16 protein-coding genes and 1 pseudogene are annotated in these 16,236 nt (G+C 55.6%); 11 read left to right on the plus strand and 6 right to left on the minus strand.

The genetic code is table 11. The features are described from left to right. Positions 1 to 40 precede the first annotated feature (40 nt). The 5 genes from RHM59_RS04965 (at position 41) to RHM59_RS04985 (ending at position 4,906) form a co-directional block, all read left to right on the plus strand. The gene (locus tag RHM59_RS04965; RefSeq protein ID WP_322286086.1) at positions 41 to 1,117 is read left to right on the plus strand and encodes a nitronate monooxygenase; all 1,077 of its coding nucleotides are present in this window, start codon (positions 41 to 43) and stop codon (positions 1,115 to 1,117) included. A gap of 178 nt (positions 1,118 to 1,295) precedes the next feature. Beyond that, a complete protein-coding gene (gene modA, locus RHM59_RS04970) occupies positions 1,296 to 2,000 on the plus strand; it encodes a molybdate ABC transporter substrate-binding protein (RefSeq protein WP_416194796.1) in 705 nt (234 codons plus the stop codon). Then, positions 2,001 to 2,681 carry a molybdate ABC transporter permease subunit gene (modB, locus tag RHM59_RS04975; protein WP_322170094.1) on the plus strand — a complete coding sequence of 227 codons (681 nt, stop codon included), beginning with the start codon at positions 2,001 to 2,003 and terminating at the stop codon, positions 2,679 to 2,681. 3 nt (positions 2,682 to 2,684) lie between these two features. Next, entirely contained in the window at positions 2,685 to 3,782 is a 1,098-nt protein-coding gene (modC, locus tag RHM59_RS04980; protein WP_322286087.1) for a molybdenum ABC transporter ATP-binding protein, read from the plus strand. Between the two features lie 71 nt (positions 3,783 to 3,853). Next, a complete protein-coding gene (locus RHM59_RS04985; protein ID WP_322286088.1) occupies positions 3,854 to 4,906 on the plus strand; it encodes a DNA topoisomerase IB in 1,053 nt (350 codons plus the stop codon). Between the two features lie 19 nt (positions 4,907 to 4,925). Here the strand turns inward: RHM59_RS04985 and RHM59_RS04990 are convergent, their stop codons facing one another. Further along, complete coding sequence (locus tag RHM59_RS04990; protein WP_322286089.1) at positions 4,926 to 5,318, minus strand: helix-turn-helix domain-containing protein; 393 nt, start codon at positions 5,316 to 5,318, stop codon at positions 4,926 to 4,928. Between the two features lie 303 nt (positions 5,319 to 5,621). Between RHM59_RS04990 and RHM59_RS04995 the strand changes: the two genes are divergently transcribed. The 3 genes from RHM59_RS04995 (at position 5,622) to RHM59_RS05005 (ending at position 9,394) form a co-directional block, all read left to right on the plus strand. After that, a complete protein-coding gene (locus tag RHM59_RS04995) occupies positions 5,622 to 6,329 on the plus strand; it encodes a hypothetical protein (protein ID WP_322286090.1) in 708 nt (235 codons plus the stop codon). A 46-nt stretch (positions 6,330 to 6,375) separates the two neighbouring features. Further along, positions 6,376 to 9,072 carry an excinuclease ABC subunit UvrA gene (locus RHM59_RS05000; RefSeq protein ID WP_322286091.1) on the plus strand — a complete coding sequence of 899 codons (2,697 nt, stop codon included), beginning with the start codon at positions 6,376 to 6,378 and terminating at the stop codon, positions 9,070 to 9,072. 79 nt (positions 9,073 to 9,151) lie between these two features. Beyond that, the gene (locus tag RHM59_RS05005; RefSeq protein WP_322170077.1) at positions 9,152 to 9,394 is read left to right on the plus strand and encodes a hypothetical protein; all 243 of its coding nucleotides are present in this window, start codon (positions 9,152 to 9,154) and stop codon (positions 9,392 to 9,394) included. 11 nt (positions 9,395 to 9,405) lie between these two features. Here RHM59_RS05005 and RHM59_RS05010 read toward each other — a convergent pair whose 3' ends face one another. Then, the gene (locus RHM59_RS05010; RefSeq protein ID WP_322286092.1) at positions 9,406 to 9,621 is read right to left on the minus strand and encodes a hypothetical protein; all 216 of its coding nucleotides are present in this window, start codon (positions 9,619 to 9,621) and stop codon (positions 9,406 to 9,408) included. 724 nt (positions 9,622 to 10,345) lie between these two features. On the opposite strand from RHM59_RS05010, the gene RHM59_RS05015 reads away from it, so the two are divergent. Then, complete coding sequence (locus RHM59_RS05015) at positions 10,346 to 10,717, plus strand: helix-turn-helix domain-containing protein (protein WP_322170072.1); 372 nt, start codon at positions 10,346 to 10,348, stop codon at positions 10,715 to 10,717. 902 nt (positions 10,718 to 11,619) lie between these two features. Continuing rightward, the gene (locus tag RHM59_RS05020) at positions 11,620 to 12,048 is read left to right on the plus strand and encodes a potassium channel family protein (protein ID WP_322170069.1); all 429 of its coding nucleotides are present in this window, start codon (positions 11,620 to 11,622) and stop codon (positions 12,046 to 12,048) included. A gap of 117 nt (positions 12,049 to 12,165) precedes the next feature. Here RHM59_RS05020 and RHM59_RS05025 read toward each other — a convergent pair whose 3' ends face one another. From RHM59_RS05025 to RHM59_RS05045, 4 genes and pseudogenes are all read right to left on the minus strand, one after another. Beyond that, positions 12,166 to 13,293, minus strand: a complete 1,128-nt coding sequence (locus RHM59_RS05025) for a diguanylate cyclase (RefSeq protein ID WP_322286093.1) — start codon at positions 13,291 to 13,293, stop codon at positions 12,166 to 12,168. Between the two features lie 163 nt (positions 13,294 to 13,456). Then, the gene (locus RHM59_RS05030) at positions 13,457 to 13,816 is read right to left on the minus strand and encodes a helix-turn-helix domain-containing protein (RefSeq protein ID WP_322286094.1); all 360 of its coding nucleotides are present in this window, start codon (positions 13,814 to 13,816) and stop codon (positions 13,457 to 13,459) included. After that, a pseudogene (locus RHM59_RS05040) lies at positions 13,806 to 14,146 on the minus strand (type II toxin-antitoxin system HigB family toxin). Before RHM59_RS05040 ends, RHM59_RS05030 begins: the two are co-directional and overlap by 11 nt. A 381-nt stretch (positions 14,147 to 14,527) precedes the next feature. Next, positions 14,528 to 15,334, minus strand: coding sequence for a sulfite exporter TauE/SafE family protein (locus RHM59_RS05045; RefSeq protein WP_322170060.1), 807 nt, complete (start codon positions 15,332 to 15,334; stop codon positions 14,528 to 14,530). 121 nt (positions 15,335 to 15,455) lie between these two features. Between RHM59_RS05045 and RHM59_RS05050 the strand changes: the two genes are divergently transcribed. Continuing rightward, positions 15,456 to 16,220, plus strand: a complete 765-nt coding sequence (locus RHM59_RS05050; protein ID WP_322286667.1) for a helix-turn-helix transcriptional regulator — start codon at positions 15,456 to 15,458, stop codon at positions 16,218 to 16,220. The last annotated feature ends 16 nt before the right edge of the window (positions 16,221 to 16,236 follow it).

Below are 16,236 nucleotides of genomic sequence, written 5' to 3' on the forward strand. Positions count from 1 at the left end.
AACGGTGGCCTGGCTGTTGTTCTATTAGGAGAATTCAACCGTGAGTACATGGCCCGACCGTCGCATCCTTGATCTATTCGGTATCGAACTGCCGATTCTGCAAGCACCCATGGCCGGATCCAGCGGTTCGGCCCTGGCGATTGGCGTTGGCAAGGCTGGCGGCCTTGGGTCACTGCCGTGCGCCGCGCTGAGCCAAGAGCAGATCCGCGAAGAAGTAAGCCTGATTCGCAGCCAGAGTCCCGGCCCACTGAATTTGAATTTTTTCTGCCACCAGCCACCCGCTGCAGACCCAGCGCGGGAGGCTCGCTGGAAAGAATCGCTGAAAGACTATTACACCGAGCTGGGTGCTGATTTCGATGCGCCCACCCCGGTATCGGCCCGCGCGCCCTTCGATGAGGCCATGTGCGCACTGGTCGAAGAGCTGAAGCCCGAAGTGGTCAGCTTCCATTTCGGTCTGCCCGAGCAAGCGCTGTTGAAACGGGTCAAAGCAACCGGCGCCAAAGTGATTTCATCGGCCACCACGGTTGATGAAGCGATATGGCTGGAGCAACACGGCTGTGACGCCATTATCGCCATGGGTTACGAGGCCGGCGGCCATCGCGGGCTGTTCCTGAGTGAGGCCCTGTACACCCAGATCGGCACGTTGGCGTTGGTGCCACAAGTTGTCGATGCGGTCAGTGTTCCGGTGATTGCCGCAGGCGGGATTGGCGACGCCAGAGGTATCGCCGCCGCGTTTGCGTTGGGCGCTGCGGCGGTGCAAATGGGCACGGCCTATTTGTTCTGCCCGGAAGCCAAGGTCAGTGCGCCGCATTACCAAGCGTTGCGCAGCGCCAAAGCCAGTGAAACAGCGTTGACCAACCTCTTCACCGGGCGGCCGGCCCGGGGCATCGTCAACCGTGTGATGCGTGAACAAGGCCCGATCAGCGCTATCACGCCGGCGTTTCCTTTGGCGGGGGGCGCACTGATCCCGTTACGCGCCCGGTCCGAACCCCAAGGCAGCGGTGATTTCCTGAACCTATGGGCCGGTCAGGCGGTGGGCCTGAAGCACGAACTGTCCGCCGAAGCACTGACACGACAACTCGGCGCCCAAGCGCTGAAGAAGTGTTCCAGGCATTAATCTCGGGGCTTCGCTTCCCCGTAGGGATTTGCCGCTATATATTCCGCTCTATAGCGCTAGGCCCATGGCGGCCTAGCCACACAGTTATTCCGCCCTAAACCTATGGAAAGCCTTCATGCTAACGGGTCCATCACGCATCTCCCTCAACGCCTTGGTTGTCGTGTTCGTTGCGCTTGGCATGAACGCAGCGTTCGCCGATGACGTCCAGGTGGCGGTCGCTGCCAACTTCACCGCGCCGATCCAGGCCATTGCCAAAGATTTTGAGAAAGACACCGGGCACAAATTGATTGCAGCCTATGGCGCCACTGGGCAGTTCTATACCCAGATCAAAAACGGTGCCCCGTTTGATGTGTTCCTGTCTGCCGATGACACCACCCCGGCCAAGCTGGAAAAAGAGGGTGACACCGTTCCCGGCTCGCGCTTCACCTACGCCGTGGGCAAATTGGCCTTATGGTCGGCCAAAGACGGTTACGTTGACGACAAAGGCGCCGTCCTCAAGGCCAACCAGTATCAGCACCTGTCCATCGCCGATCCAAAAGCCGCCCCATACGGCCTGGCGGCGACTCAGGTCTTGGCCCATCTGGGTCTGACCGACGCGACGAAAGACAAACTCGTTACCGGCCAAAACATCACTCAAGCCTATCAATTTGTCTCCACCGGCAACGCTGAGCTGGGCTTTGTGGCGCTCTCGCAAATCTACAAGGACGGCAAAGTCACCAGTGGTTCGGCATGGCTGGTTCCGGCCAACCTGCATGACCCTATCAAGCAAGACGCGGTCATCTTGGCCAAGGGCAAAGACAACGCCGCTGCCAAAGCACTGGTTGAATACTTGAAGGGGCCAAAAGCCGCTGCGGTGATTAAATCCTACGGCTATGAGCTGTAAATGCCCCTGGGTGGTGAAGACCTGGAAGCGATTTGGCTGACGCTGAAACTGGCGTCACTGACCACCTTCATTCTGTTGCTGATCGGCACACCCATCGCGTTATGGCTGGCACACACGCGTTCGTGGCTCAAGGGCCCGGTGGGTGCGGTGGTTGCCTTGCCGTTGGTGCTGCCGCCCACCGTGATCGGCTTTTACCTGTTGCTGACCATGGGGCCCAACGGTTTTGTCGGGCACTTTACCCAAAGCATTGGCTTGGGGACGCTAACCTTCAGCTTCCCCGGTCTGGTCATCGGCTCGGTCCTCTATTCGATGCCCTTCGTCGTGCAGCCTTTGCAGAATGCCTTTTGCGCGATTGGAATACGGCCACTGGAAGTCGCCGCCACCTTACGCGCTAATCCGTGGGACACCTTCTTCAGCGTCGTGCTGCCGCTGGCCAAGCCGGGGTTCATTACCGGGGCAATCCTTGGGTTTGCCCACACCGTGGGCGAATTTGGCGTGGTGCTGATGATTGGCGGCAATATCCCCGGCAAGACCCGCGTGGTCTCGGTGCAAATCTACGACCACGTTGAGTCCATGGAGTACCTGCACGCGCACTGGCTGGCGGGGGCCATGGTGGTGTTTTCTTTTCTAGTGCTGTTGGCGCTGTACTCCAGCGGCAAAACCAAAGCGAGCTGGAGTTAAACCATGACATTGCCGCTCGCTGAGATTCAGGTTCGGCTGCAACTGGCTTACCCCAGCTTTGCCGTGGACGTCGACCTCAAGCTGCCGGGACGCGGAGTGACAGCGCTCTACGGCGATTCCGGTTCGGGTAAAACCACCTGCCTGCGGTGTATTGCCGGGTTGGAAAAAGCGCACCACGGGTTTATTCAAATCAACGACGAGGTATGGCAAGACAGCAGTAAAGGCATTTTCCTCGCCCCGCATAAGCGTGCGCTGGGCTATGTCTTTCAGGAGGCCAGCCTATTCCCGCATCTGTCGGTACGCGGCAACTTGGAATTCGGTTTGCGACGCATCGCAAGTCATCAGCGCAAAGTGCAACTGCCTCAGGCTACCGCGTTACTCGGCATCGAACACCTGCTGGATCGACGCCCGGACAAATTGTCTGGCGGCGAGCGCCAACGCGTCGGGATTGCCCGCGCCTTGCTGACCAGCCCGCGCCTGTTGTTGCTGGACGAGCCCTTGGCGGCGCTGGACGCCAAACGTAAAAGCGAAATCCTGCCGTACCTGGAGCGGCTGCACGACGAGCTGGATATTCCGCTGCTGTACGTCAGCCACTCCCAAGACGAAGTCGCACGGCTGGCCGACCACATTGTGCTGTTGAGCAACGGTAAAGCCCTGGCCAGCGGTCCTATCGGTGAAACCCTGGCGCGACTCGACCTACCGATGGCGACCGGTGACGCTGCCGGGGTAGTGATTGAAGGCGTCGTCAGCGCGTACGACGTCAATTACCAGTTGCTGACGGTACAACTGCCCGGCAGCGATTTAACCGTGCGTGTGGCCCATGCGCCCATGGATATCGGTAAACACTTGCGTTTCACCGTGCAGGCCAGGGACGTCAGCCTGAACCTGCAACCCGACGACCAAAGCAGCATTCTTAACCGCTTGCCGGTGACTGTGACCGGTGAGGTGGCGGCCGATAACACGGCCCATGTGTTGGTCCGGCTCGAGGCTGCTGGCGTACCGCTGCTCGCACGCATCACCCGTTACTCCCGCGACCGGCTGCACCTCTATCCCGGCCAACAATTATGGGCACAGATCAAGTCGGTGGCGGTCCTGGCATAGTTCACCGAAACGCCAGTGGCACCCCTGCGAATTCCAGCGGTCAATGCTGATAACTGCTGAAGGAATTCGCCATGTCCGACTCGACCGACGTCATCCAACTGCCTTCCGACCTGCACTATGTCGACGACACTCAAGTGGGGTTCAGTCGAGAAATCTTGCGCGGCAAATTTGCTTACTTCGACACCGCCGGACAGCGCATCCGCGATGAATCGGAAATCAAACGGATCAATGCGCTGGTGATACCACCGGCCTACACCGATGTGTGGATTTGCGCTGACCCTCAAGGGCATTTGCAAGCCACCGGACGCGACGCACGGGGCCGCAAACAGTATCGCTATCACCCGCGCTGGCGCGAGATCCGCGACGAGAACAAGTACTCAAGGATGATTGAGTTTGGCATGGCGCTGCCCAAGGTCCGCAAGCAACTGGAAGCGCAATTGAATGCGCCGGGCATGGGTCGGGACAAGGTCATGGCGACCGTTATTTCACTGCTGGACGCCACGTTGATTCGTATTGGCAACAGTCAGTACGCTCGAGACAATCGGTCTTACGGGTTAACGACGCTGCGCAATAAACACGTGGAAGTCAAAGGCAGCGCAATTCTGTTTCAGTTTCGCGGCAAAAGTGGCGTCGAGCATCAAATCAGCATTAAGGATCGACGCTTGGCGCGCATCATCAAGCGCTGCATGGAGCTGCCGGGGCAGAATCTGTTTCAGTATCTGGACGACAACGGCGAGCGGCACTCGGTGAGCTCTTCAGACATTAACGCTTATCTGCACAGCCTCACCGGCGCTGATTTCACCGCCAAGGACTACCGAACCTGGGCCGGCAGCGCATTGGCGCTGACAACCTTGCGCAAGCTGAAATGGGAGACTGAGGCCGACGCAAAAAAACACATCGTCGACATGGTGAAGGAAGTCGCGCGGCAACTGGGCAACACCCCGGCGGTCTGCCGACGTTGCTATATCCATCCTGCGGTACTCGAAGGTTTTCTACTGGGTAATCTAGCCAAACTGCCCCGGGTTCGACAACGCAAGGGCCTGCGGCAAGAAGAAGTCGCGCTGGCGACTTTCCTCCAAGCGCTAGCCACAAAAGCCGCCGAAATGGCTAAAAGCGCTGACTGAATGCTAGCGCGAAGTGTAACTACTCGCTCACCCTGTCTACGGCGCGGTCATGCAACGTACGAACAGGCTTTCCATTCTGAACGTAACTACTGGACAGCTCTTCAATCCGGAGCAGTAGATGGCGCACCGCATGTTTAACTTCTTTAAATACCGCATCGGGCTCATCCACCTGCGCCACCTGTTTCAGCAGGGTATCAACAGCAGTCCCGGCACTTCGTTGGTTGGTCAACACATACAAAACATCTAATCCTTCGCTCGCCAGCGCCGCCAGGTAATCCGCCTTCGGCACCCGCTCACCGCTTTCGTACTTACCCTGCGCATTGGCCGCAACGCCGCCCAGAAGACCCATTTCTCGTTGTGAATACCCCAGCCGCTTGCGCTCTTGCCTGAGTCTCGCACCCATCTCGTTCATTTTCTCTGACTACCTAAACGGTCATTGACTGCCAAAGTCTCTCAAAAAAAAACAACAATTTAAATGTCCTCTGTTTCATAAAGTCGACTGTTGGTCGGAACGCCGCCCCCTCCGGCCGTCTATATACTTCCTCACCATTCATTTGATGGTTGACATATTTTCCAAGCGGCTTTCAATCCGAACATACCGCGGGCATGCATTCTTTCAACTACGGTCATCGACATTTACTGAACATCTCCCCTATGGACGGATCAACGAACTACGTGATCAACAACGCCCTATTACTTTTGAGGAATTACCTTCATGGAACGACCCATCCTATTCAGCGCACCCATGGTGACAGCAATACTGCGCGGCAAAAAAACAGTCACTCGCCGCATCGTCAAACAGGTTGAGTCATCTGCATCGGCCTCGCAGCGGCCTTCACTTGCACTCAGCATGGGCAGTGAAATGGAGCAAACAACAATAGAACCTTCATCTGTGCCTCTTCACGTGGCCGACGAAGCGTGCCCCTACGGTCAGCCGGGGGACCTGCTGTGGTTAAAGGAGTCATTTTATGCGTTCGGCCGATGGGAGGCTCGGTTTAGTAAAGACCTTTATCGCGATGAGTGGCGCTTTCTCGACCTCACGTCAACCAGCGGGCTGACCTATCAATATAAGCAGCCAGCTGATTACCTCAAAACCGCGCGATCCGACCCGCGTCCCTGTTGGTGGCTGCGGTCCAGCGTGTTCATGCCGCGCCGCGCCTCACGCATCACACTTGAGATCACCGAGGTACACAAGGAGCGCCTGCGGGACATCACCGACGAACAGGCCATCGCTGAAGGGTTTTCAGCGCTGCATGACGGCATGCATGGTTACTTCGCCAATCATTTACCGCCGCCCAGTGCAGGCATCAGTACGACTCCCGTGATCGCTTTTGCAGTTTTCTGGCAGAGCCTCAATGGTGTGGAGTCCTGGGACGACAACCCCTGGGTCTGGGTGGTTGGCTTTCGGCGCATAACGTCATAGATTCATCGGTATTTCAGTACCTACCCTATTGGCTTAAGGCTCGATCATGACTTCGCAGCGCAACACCCCTGACGATCAAGCCTTATCAGCCGTTTCGGTAAACACCTCACCGCTAAACAGCTCGGGTTTCGTCCGGGTGCGCGGTGCGCGGGAACACAATTTAAAAAACGTGGATGTCGATATTCCGCGTGATGCGTTGGTGGTGTTTACCGGTGTCTCGGGTTCAGGCAAATCGTCCCTGGCGTTTTCCACCCTGTATGCCGAGGCGCAGCGGCGCTACTTCGAGTCAGTGGCGCCTTATGCACGACGCTTGATTGATCAAGTGGGCGTGCCCGATGTTGATTCCATCGAAGGCTTGCCCCCCGCTGTAGCATTGCAACAACAACGCGGCACCCCGAGCACACGCTCGTCGGTGGGCAGCGTGACCACCCTGTCGAGCCTGGTACGGATGCTCTATTCCCGGGCAGGCAGCTATCCGGCCGGGCAACCGATGCTTTACGCCGAAGACTTTTCGCCGAATACACCCCAGGGCGCCTGCCCCGATTGCCATGGGTTGGGCCGGGTGTACGAGGTCACCGAGCAGACGATGGTGCCGGACGATACGCTGACCATTCGCCAGCGCGCCGTGGCGTCATGGCCCACCGCTTGGCAAGGACAAAACCAGCGCGACATCCTGGTCACCCTCGGTTATGACGTCGATATCCCTTGGCGCGATTTGCCGAAAAAGCAGCGTGACTGGATTCTGTTCACCGAAGAAACCCCCACCGCCCCGGTGTATGCCGGACTGTCGCCACAAGAAACCCAACAGGCCTTAAAACGTAAACTTGAACCCAGTTATCAAGGCACGTTTACCGGTGCCCGGCGCTACGTCCTGCACACTTTTGCCCACTCACAAAGTGCACTGATGAAAAAGCGTGTGGCGCGCTTCATGATCGGCAGCCAATGCCCGCTGTGCTCGGGCAAGCGCCTCACCGGTGAAGCGTTGTCTGTCACGTTTGCCGGCTACGACATCGGTGAACTCTCGCAAATGCCGTTGTTGCAGCTGGCCGAGGTCTTGCGTCCAGTGGCGGACAATGCCTTTGTTGAGGACCCCACTGACAACCGTGTACTGAGCAAACGGCAGATCGAAGCTGCCCGTCAACAACGCGTGGCCAAAGGCGGCTCGGCGCATGGAGCCGCACCAGATGTCCGGCTGACACCCAATTTGTCCGTGGAAAAACGCTTGGCGGCGCAGCGTATCGCCCACGACTTGCTGGCGAGGGTCAGCACCCTGACCGATTTGGGCCTTGGCTATCTGGCGCTGGAACGTAGCACCCCAACCCTTTCATCCGGCGAGCTACAGCGTTTACGCTTGGCAACGCAGCTGGGCTCTCAATTATTCGGTGTGATCTACGTGCTGGATGAGCCCTCGGCAGGTTTGCACCCGGCTGACGGTGAAGCCTTGTTTGGCGCGTTGCAGCGACTGAAAGCGGCCGGCAATTCGCTGTTTGTGGTCGAGCACGATATCGAAACCATGCGTCGGGCTGATTGGTTGATCGACGTCGGCCCTGCGGCGGGAGAACATGGCGGTCATGTGCTGTACAGCGGACCGCCCGCCGGGCTGGCCCACATCGCAGCCTCACAAACGCGCCCGCACCTGTTTGCTGCACAGGCGCCCCATCATCAAATTCGTCGAGAAACCAAAGACTGGCTTCGACTTGAGGGCGTTACCCGCAATAATTTGAATAACGTATCGGCGGCGTTTCCCCTGGGTTGCTTCACCGCCGTTACCGGGATTTCCGGCTCGGGCAAATCGAGCTTGGTCAGCCAGGCATTGCTGGAGCTGGTGGGCACGCATCTGGGCCGAACCTTGGCGGATGTCGAACAGGAAGAACCCAGCCTGGAAGACGACGCTCCGCAAGTCAGCAGCGGTCAGGTGACGGCCGGATTGACATCCATCCGGCGACTGGTAAAGGTCGATCAAAAACCTATCGGTCGTACACCGCGTTCGAACCTGGCGACCTACACCGGGCTGTTTGACAGCGTTCGTAAGCTGTTCGCGGCGACGCCCGACGCCAAACATAAACACTACGACGCGGGACAGTTCTCCTTCAACGTCGCCAAAGGGCGCTGCCCTGCGTGCGAAGGCGAAGGCTTTGTCAGTGTGGAGTTGTTGTTCATGCCCAGCGTTTATGCACCCTGCCCGACCTGTCACGGCGCCCGCTATAACCAGGACACCCTTCAAATCAGCTGGCAGGGTTTGAACATTGCGCAAGTGCTGCAACTGACGGTAGAGGAAGCCGTGACGGTATTTGCCGAACAACCGAGCGTGCTGCGTTCCCTGACAGTCCTGCGTGACATCGGCCTCGGCTATTTAAGACTCGGTCAACCGGCGACCGAACTTTCTGGGGGCGAAGCGCAGCGCATTAAACTGGCGACCGAGTTGCAACGTGTCCAACGCGGGTCCACGCTGTACGTCCTTGATGAGCCCACTACCGGCCTGCACCCCTGCGACGTTGACCGCTTGCTTACACAGCTCAACAGCCTGGTCGACGCGGGCCATACGGTAATTGTTGTCGAACATGAAATGCGCGTTGTTGCGCAAAGCGATTGGGTGATAGACATCGGCCCTGGTGCGGGCGATGAAGGCGGCAGGCTGGTCGCCTGCGGTACGCCGGAAGCCGTGGTCGGCGTCAAAGCGAGCCGGACGGCGCCCTTTCTGGCCAACATATTGTCGGGCAGTAATACTGTTTTAAAAAATTAGGGCGACACGTTTAGATGATTCCCGCACTGTGTCGCCCATTCGTCACTGCAACTCAGCTTAACTTTTATCTGGTAGTCCTATGACCCCTAATGCAGAACTCTATAACCCTTCCACCGACTACGCCGACAAGCTCGTCACGCGCATCGGCCAGACACCCGGCTGGATCGCAAAACGAATCGGCGTTACCGATCGTCGAATCCGCTACATCCTCGACGGCTCGCGTACCGTCAAAGGTGTTACCACTGCGATTGAGATGACTTATCCAGAACAATTCGCCCTGGAATGCCTCGCCGCAGAAGCCGCTGCCAGAAAGAAACAGTAAGCGCTACGCGCTCAGGGCTTAAGCGGCCATTCGACATCCTGATCCGACAGGCTTTTGCCATCATCAGGATGTTTCCAATCCTGCGGCGGGGGATTGTCATCGTCCGTGAACGTATCGATGTCCTGATCCGGTTTCTCGGTATCTTCGTCACGTTCATTAGGGGTTGGCACCGGCATTGATAGGACCGGGTATTGAACGTCGCCTTGGCAGTTCAAACTGATATCCATATACACCTCGCAGTGGACCGTTGAAGTAAGGCCCGAAACTTAGAGGAATGGATGATCTGCTGGTTCGACAGCGCGCGCAAGGTATACCAGGCAACACTTGAAATGTTCCGTTGAGTTTTATCGGGGTCTCGCCCTGTGTGCTTCATCATGATGAAGCACACAGGGCGAGACCCCAAGTAAATAGGTCAACGCGCTATTCTTTCTTCCGATGTTGAAGATGGACGTCAATAGTTGACCACGACGATTAACACAACGCACATGATCCAGATGCCGATCGACAATAACATCTTCCAGCACGACATCATCACCATGTCTTTCTATCCAAACGAGTTTTCAGAGCAATATACTCTATTCGATTCGATATACCCAACATCCGTTATATGACACTGCTTCCTATTTGAGGCAGGCTGAAAGCCCCAAGATAGAGCGGCCCAGTCTATGGATATACTGTCCGCTGTCGAGAGTGTGCAATAACGTTTCCGACCGCAATATAACACCCATAAACGTGTTTATCCAACAGTCATAACACGCATACGGATATACATCCGATCAGACCTGTACATAACAGTAAATAACTGTACATGCTTATAAACCCTGTACAGGATATGAGTTATAACAGGCGTGTCAGGTCGACCATAATCTTCAGAGACCGCGAAACCTGAAATGCACAGCAGCCCCAAAAGGGAAATACGATTCAGCAACGGAAAAAGCGGGGGTTTGCCGAATGAACAGCCAGACGAGAGGAATCGGTGTGCGGCTTAGAAAAGAACGTGAGCGCTTAGGACTGTCCCAAAAAGCATTTGGACAGCGGGGCGGCGTAGCGACTAACGCACAAAGTAATTACGAAAACGGAACTCGCTATCCAAAGTCTGAATACTTTGTGGCTGTTGCAGAAACCGGCATCGACATATTGTTCGTCTTGACGGGTAAGGCGACACCACCTTGCTCCTATGATTTGAGTCAGGACGAAGAGTCAGTGCTGATCAGTTTTAGATCGCTTCAGCGCCAAGACCAAGAAGCGCTGAGCCGTTTGACCACGACTATTGCTGGACTCCTGACGGCATCATCAAAAAACGAATCAATTGCGCGGGAGTGATGAGGAATTCAGGTCACCGGACACAGGCAGCCGCTGAGATAGAACCCGTGTCCGTTAGGCCACTTATTCATTGCGCGGCTTGTGAAGCCCTAAAAACATCAGGATCAATCCTGGGAGTAAGAACCCTGCAAGCGCGTAAGGGGAAGGGTTACTGCCGATAGCGGGCCGATAACGCCAAAGGCTATGCCGCATACCACTAACGGTAGGCCAACGCTGAATAACGCTAGTTTTTTCTTCGAATTTCGCATGGTTTTTGCTCTTTCGCTCGAGAGTTGGTTTGACGTGCACAGAAGAAGGTTCGAACTATGCTGACTGTTGGCGAGGTACTGTGCCGCTAGGCAGGCTGCCGATCATGGAGAAAGCCCTATGCCCAACACGTCGCTAAATTGGTTGCCGGCGAGAATATTGTCATATTCCAGGCTTTCGATGCTGACGAACTTAATTGCTGGGTCGAGGCTAGAGTTTACGCGCTCCAAAATATGGCTAGGGACTAGAGCAATGGTGCTTTGACGTTATCACCGACGAGCCGAGAACCCGGGGTCCACTAACGCCAGCAGAAAAGCAGTTTTTTGCATTCCGGCCGCTTCAGCAGCGGTGATGGCTCGATTCAGGCTACCTCCAGCATGCCAGTGTCTGGATCGGATGATGAAGATGGCGAAGGCAGTTCTGAGTCACGTAATCGCCAAACGCACATCAATAAGCAGTTCCAGCAATGACGAGACGCTAATAAAGTATGATCCCGTCGGCATTAGCTCGCCTGGGGACTTAGCAATCCACCCCACCGTCTCCGTATTGGCTGCAGCCATTCAAATCGCGAGCAACACCGAGCATTATTTATAGAAAGCGTGTGGGCCGCCAAATGCCTGAGGGCCCGCACGAAGTCGATTGAGGATGAGTACTGAATGATTGCGGTGACCCTGGTCAATTTGGTTGTAATTATTACTGCTGTGATGATCCATTATGAGTGCCTGTTGCGGATGAACTTGATGTTATCCAAGCTCACCGGGCGGCATCGTTTTCGGATTGTATTGGGTGTTCTTGGCGCGATGTTGGCCCATGCGCTGGAAGTCTGGTGCTTTGCGCTGACTTACTACTTCATCATTCAATTCGGTGATTGGGGCGGCTTGCAGGGTCAATTCGACGGCAGCCTGCTCGACTGCGCGTACTTTTCTTTTACTACTTTTACAACAATCGGCTTCGGCGATATTCATCCCGTCGGCCACATCAAGTTCCTCACGGGGCTTGAGGCGCTGACAGGGCTCATGCTGATCACGTGGACGGCGTCATTTTTGTTTCTGGAGATGCAAAAATACTGGAAGCCCGAACGCTGAGAGAGGTGGGACCGGCTGCCGGGTTATCGGCGACCCACGCCCCTGTAGGAGCCCACTTGTTGGCAACATACTTCGGGCTTATCGCAGCCTTCGGCAGCGCCTACAGCAGGTATGCATTCAGTCGGCGACAACCACCTGATTACGCCCCAGCGCCTTTGCTCGATACAACGCTTTGTCTGCACTGTTCATCAAGTTGTGCAGGTCTTTATCACCCACATGCGTTGAGGCAACACCCAGGCTAGCCGTTATGTAGTTCACTGGCTCAGCCTTCAATCCAGCGATTGTCTGAATGAGTTGCTCAGCAACGCCAAGTGCGGTCTCAAGGGACGTATCAGGAAGCAGAACCGCAAACTCCTCTCCCCCCAGCCTGCCGCAGACATCCGCTTCGCGAAACGACGTGCTGATGACTCCACCAATTTGACGCAGCACCTGATCTCCGACCTGATGACCGTAGGTATCGTTGATAAGTTTGAAGTGGTCCATATCCAACATCAAGGCGCACAACGGCAACTTGTTTCGCTTGCAATAGTTATGCAACTGCTGAGCATTGTCGAAAAAAGCGCGGCGATTTTTCAGGCCGGTCAACTCGTCGGTCTGCGCCGCATGAGTAGAAATACTATGCGCCTGCTCCATTTCACGGGTTAAGCGGAAGGCCGTTTCCAATGCATCGAAGAGCCTGCGTGTAGCGCTGACCACAAATGAAGAGAATACGAGAACGGCTAACGCGATACCGAGTTGTAACCCTGAGGGCTGAAACAGTAGCCATAGGGTGCAGGGCAACAACACCAACCCAATGGACACTAAGGTCATGGCGCGATAGGCGGAGTAGCAAGCCACAGCGCTAACAGACATTCCAACGGTAAACAATATAACCAGTACCTGCGCCAGCAGGTCGGTGGCTGGCATGACGGCTAATGCACCCACGCCCCAAATGCCAGCGGACAATGTGAGCGTAACCCAGTATCTCCGCTCCCAGCGCTGAGGCGTACGCTCACTGACAGGACTGCGAAAATAGAAAAAAAACATCGAGATACGCAGCAGCGACGAAGCCGTCAATACGGCTATCCACCAAACAATGACGGTGTGGTCAAAACGGTCCCAGCACAGCCCGCACAACATCAGCGCACCCAGTAAACTGCCGAAAACTGCCGACGCTGATTGGCGAAATAACTGATGCAATCGATCCGTTCGTACCTGCACCTCTATGAGGATATCCTGGTCCCGCTTACGTCCTAGGCTACCCATTCAACCCGCCTGATCAAGATGCTCGAACAAAAAACAGTATGGCATCCAGCCTGCAACACGGTCATTTCTTTCTAGTCGCTGGGCTAACCAGCCAACTCAAAGCACTGGAGGGCTTATCAGCTCAATCCTCTTGATACAATAGGCCGGTCACGCCCGCCTTCGGTTAAGCAGCTCCAGCGAGGAGCGACTCGTAAGGAATTCGCAGCCCTTCGTGCAGACGCTTAATCATTTTCAAACTCAAGCGCCGCTTGCCATTCAGAACCTCCGAAACGCGACCGCTTGGCCCAATGTACTGTTCTAGATCGCGCGGGGTCAGACCCTGTTGATCCATACGGAATTTGATCGCCTCGATCGGATCGGCGGCCTGGATCGGATAGTACTTGTTCTCATACACCTCGATCAGGGTCACAAGAACCTCCATCTCGTCAGCCTCCGGCGTTCCGGCTTCGGCCTGAAAGATTGACTCAAGACGCTTGAAGGCGGCATGAAGGTCTTCGTCGTTATGGATAGGCTTAATATTCATCGATCGTCTGCACATCTATCTCATCGTAGCGCCGGTGGTTTCCGATGAATTTTACCCAGACAATGCCCGCTCTATACTGCATCTCGACAACCAGCCGTACTTGTTACCACCGATATTGAACACCACGGGGTTATTGCCGCATACGCTAGCGTTACCAATCTGGTCCTTTACGTCCTGAGGCGTCTTCCAGATGGCCCTTAACGCGGTGTCATGCCAGCTTTCTAGAGATGCTTCAGCGTCGTCATGTCCAGGGACCTCCCGGAATTTCACCAGCTTTCTTTTGGCAATAACCCGCGTTTTGCAGCAACCTCCCGTTTTGGGAGACTCCATGCCTCAAATTTGATCAACGCAAATGGCCAGCGGGCATGCAGAGGCAGAGCTTTCAGATATTTCTGTGAGCATTTGGCAAGAATGTGAACAGGACCGCCCCCCCTCCCAGCACTGCGGGTCTTTACTGCACATCGCCACCTTGCATCCTGATCTGTTTCGCGATGTCCTTTCGCAGTGAACCTTGATCTGCAGCCGATTTTTACTGGCTCATTCAACAGTGAGGTGAAATGCGCCCTTGTTAGACAACGGGCGCCTCAATCCGGGGACGGGATACTGCCTTGGTTTGAATAAGCGTTGAACGGATTTTGCAGGCAAATTAAGCGTAAACGACCGGCCGAGTCATCTATCCTGTGTCGCAAGGCAGCCTTTTGTAGCCTTCAGCTAACTGATACCAAGCGCTAACAAGACAAGTATGAGCAGCGCAACGTAAATGTGTGCATGCAGCTTGTCCGGGATCCTCCCTGCAAAAGGTAGTGTCAGGCGAACGCCGATCAACGAACCGACGGTCAATAAGCCAAATGCGGGGAGGTAGATGTAACCCAGAAAACCGCTGTTAATTCCCGCCGTTTCGAGTTGCCCGGTAACTGCGTACATCAGCGATCCTATTAGCGCTACTGGCATGCTCAAAGGGTTCGCCAGTGCCGATGATTGAGCCATGCTCAAACCGGCTCTGCGCATTAGCGGCACGGTCATAACGCTGCCCCCTACGCCCAGCAGAGTAGCAACCGTTCCGATAGTGACACCTTTGATAGGTATCGCAGGCACAGTCCTTTTGGTGTGACCTGCGCTCTGTAAAAAACCCTCGCGAAACAGGCAGTCCGCGATGGTCAGCCCCAGGTAAACCATGAACGCTATCCGGACACCGTTACTGCTCATTGCACTGGCCAGCAATGCTCCAGCCACCGAACCAAGTGCGATGTAACCTACCAGCGGCCAGATGTAGCCATGAACAAGTTTTGCAGCCCGATGCTGTTTGAACGTTGCCATCGATGCGCTGATCACCATAACGGCCGTTGAAGTGGCCACCGCGATTTGCATCGCAGAGTCATAACCAGGCTCGCCCGGACTGTGACCGGAAATCAACACGTGATATACCAGCGGCACGACCACAAAGCCGCCGCCGAACCCGAACAGCACAGTGGTCACTCCAGTCAAGCAGCCAAAGGCTGCGAGGATCAAAAGGCTCATCCAGTATCTTCCATTGCTCAATGTTTATTGAGCAGGCATCTTAGTGATGCGGCGCCTGGACGACCTTAGCGAACAAGCCAACCGTGTTTTCGTTTCGGCCAAAGCCTCATGGATCATCACGATGCACAATGCTTCCATCGCCATTCTAGATTCCACCCCTCGTAACGTTGTGGCTATCAGCACAGACTACGACCTTGGGCATCGTCTACCGATGCACAGCCATCGGCGCGCTCAATTGCTCTATGGATCGAAAGGCGTCATGCAGGTAACTACGAGCCTTGGCACATGGGTGGTGCCACCCCAACGCGCGGTGTGGATACCGCCGCAGGTACCCCATGAAGTGCTCTTTATTGGCGTAACGACTCACAGTTTGTACATCGAGCCCGACGAATCACTGATCAATCAAGAGCAATGCCAAGTGATCGAGGTGAGCGCATTGATGCGCCATCTGCTTCAGGAGGCCGTGGATTTGCCTTATGAGTACGAAGAGGAAGGTCGAGACGGCGTGGTGATCAGTCTTCTGTTGCACGAAATACAACGTGCAAACGAACTCCCTTTGCATATCCCTATGCCCACACATGAGCGGTTGCTGGCAAGCTGTCAAACCTTTCTGATGACGCCGGATATCAACCTGTCTCCCCAACAACTGGCTGATTCGTTATTCATGAGTGTGCGGACATTCACTCGCCTTTTTCGGGAACAAACCGGCCTTAGCTTTGGGCAATGGCGTCAACGAGCATGCGTCGTTCTGGCACTTTCACGACTGGCCGACGGCCACAGCGTCACCACCGTTGCCCTAGAAATGGGGTATGAAAGCCCCGCCGCGTTCGCGACCATGTTTCGCCGGGTATTGGGACAGGCACCTTCGGTGTACCTCATTAATTAGGCCGCTTATCGGCACC

This window comes from Pseudomonas sp. MH10, from assembly GCF_034353045.1.
Classification (GTDB): Bacteria; Pseudomonadota; Gammaproteobacteria; order Pseudomonadales; family Pseudomonadaceae; genus Aquipseudomonas.

What these genes read in the sequence shown, in the direction of transcription:
- modA (WP_416194796.1), top strand. Translation starts at nt 1,296, where the DNA reads ATGAACGCAGCGTTCGCCGATGACGTCCAGGTGGCGGTCGCTGCCAAC.
- modB (WP_322170094.1), top strand. Translation starts at nt 2,001, where the DNA reads ATGCCCCTGGGTGGTGAAGACCTGGAAGCGATTTGGCTGACGCTGAAA.
- modC (WP_322286087.1), top strand. Translation starts at nt 2,685, where the DNA reads ATGACATTGCCGCTCGCTGAGATTCAGGTTCGGCTGCAACTGGCTTAC.
- RHM59_RS04985 (WP_322286088.1), top strand. Translation starts at nt 3,854, where the DNA reads ATGTCCGACTCGACCGACGTCATCCAACTGCCTTCCGACCTGCACTAT.
- RHM59_RS04990 (WP_322286089.1), bottom strand. Translation starts at nt 5,318, where the DNA reads ATGAACGAGATGGGTGCGAGACTCAGGCAAGAGCGCAAGCGGCTGGGG.
- RHM59_RS04995 (WP_322286090.1), top strand. Translation starts at nt 5,622, where the DNA reads ATGGAACGACCCATCCTATTCAGCGCACCCATGGTGACAGCAATACTG.
- RHM59_RS05000 (WP_322286091.1), top strand. Translation starts at nt 6,376, where the DNA reads ATGACTTCGCAGCGCAACACCCCTGACGATCAAGCCTTATCAGCCGTT.
- RHM59_RS05005 (WP_322170077.1), top strand. Translation starts at nt 9,152, where the DNA reads ATGACCCCTAATGCAGAACTCTATAACCCTTCCACCGACTACGCCGAC.
- RHM59_RS05010 (WP_322286092.1), bottom strand. Translation starts at nt 9,621, where the DNA reads ATGGATATCAGTTTGAACTGCCAAGGCGACGTTCAATACCCGGTCCTA.
- RHM59_RS05015 (WP_322170072.1), top strand. Translation starts at nt 10,346, where the DNA reads ATGAACAGCCAGACGAGAGGAATCGGTGTGCGGCTTAGAAAAGAACGT.
- RHM59_RS05020 (WP_322170069.1), top strand. Translation starts at nt 11,620, where the DNA reads ATGATTGCGGTGACCCTGGTCAATTTGGTTGTAATTATTACTGCTGTG.
- RHM59_RS05025 (WP_322286093.1), bottom strand. Translation starts at nt 13,293, where the DNA reads ATGGGTAGCCTAGGACGTAAGCGGGACCAGGATATCCTCATAGAGGTG.
- RHM59_RS05030 (WP_322286094.1), bottom strand. Translation starts at nt 13,816, where the DNA reads ATGAATATTAAGCCTATCCATAACGACGAAGACCTTCATGCCGCCTTC.
- RHM59_RS05045 (WP_322170060.1), bottom strand. Translation starts at nt 15,334, where the DNA reads ATGAGCCTTTTGATCCTCGCAGCCTTTGGCTGCTTGACTGGAGTGACC.
- RHM59_RS05050 (WP_322286667.1), top strand. Translation starts at nt 15,456, where the DNA reads ATGCACAATGCTTCCATCGCCATTCTAGATTCCACCCCTCGTAACGTT.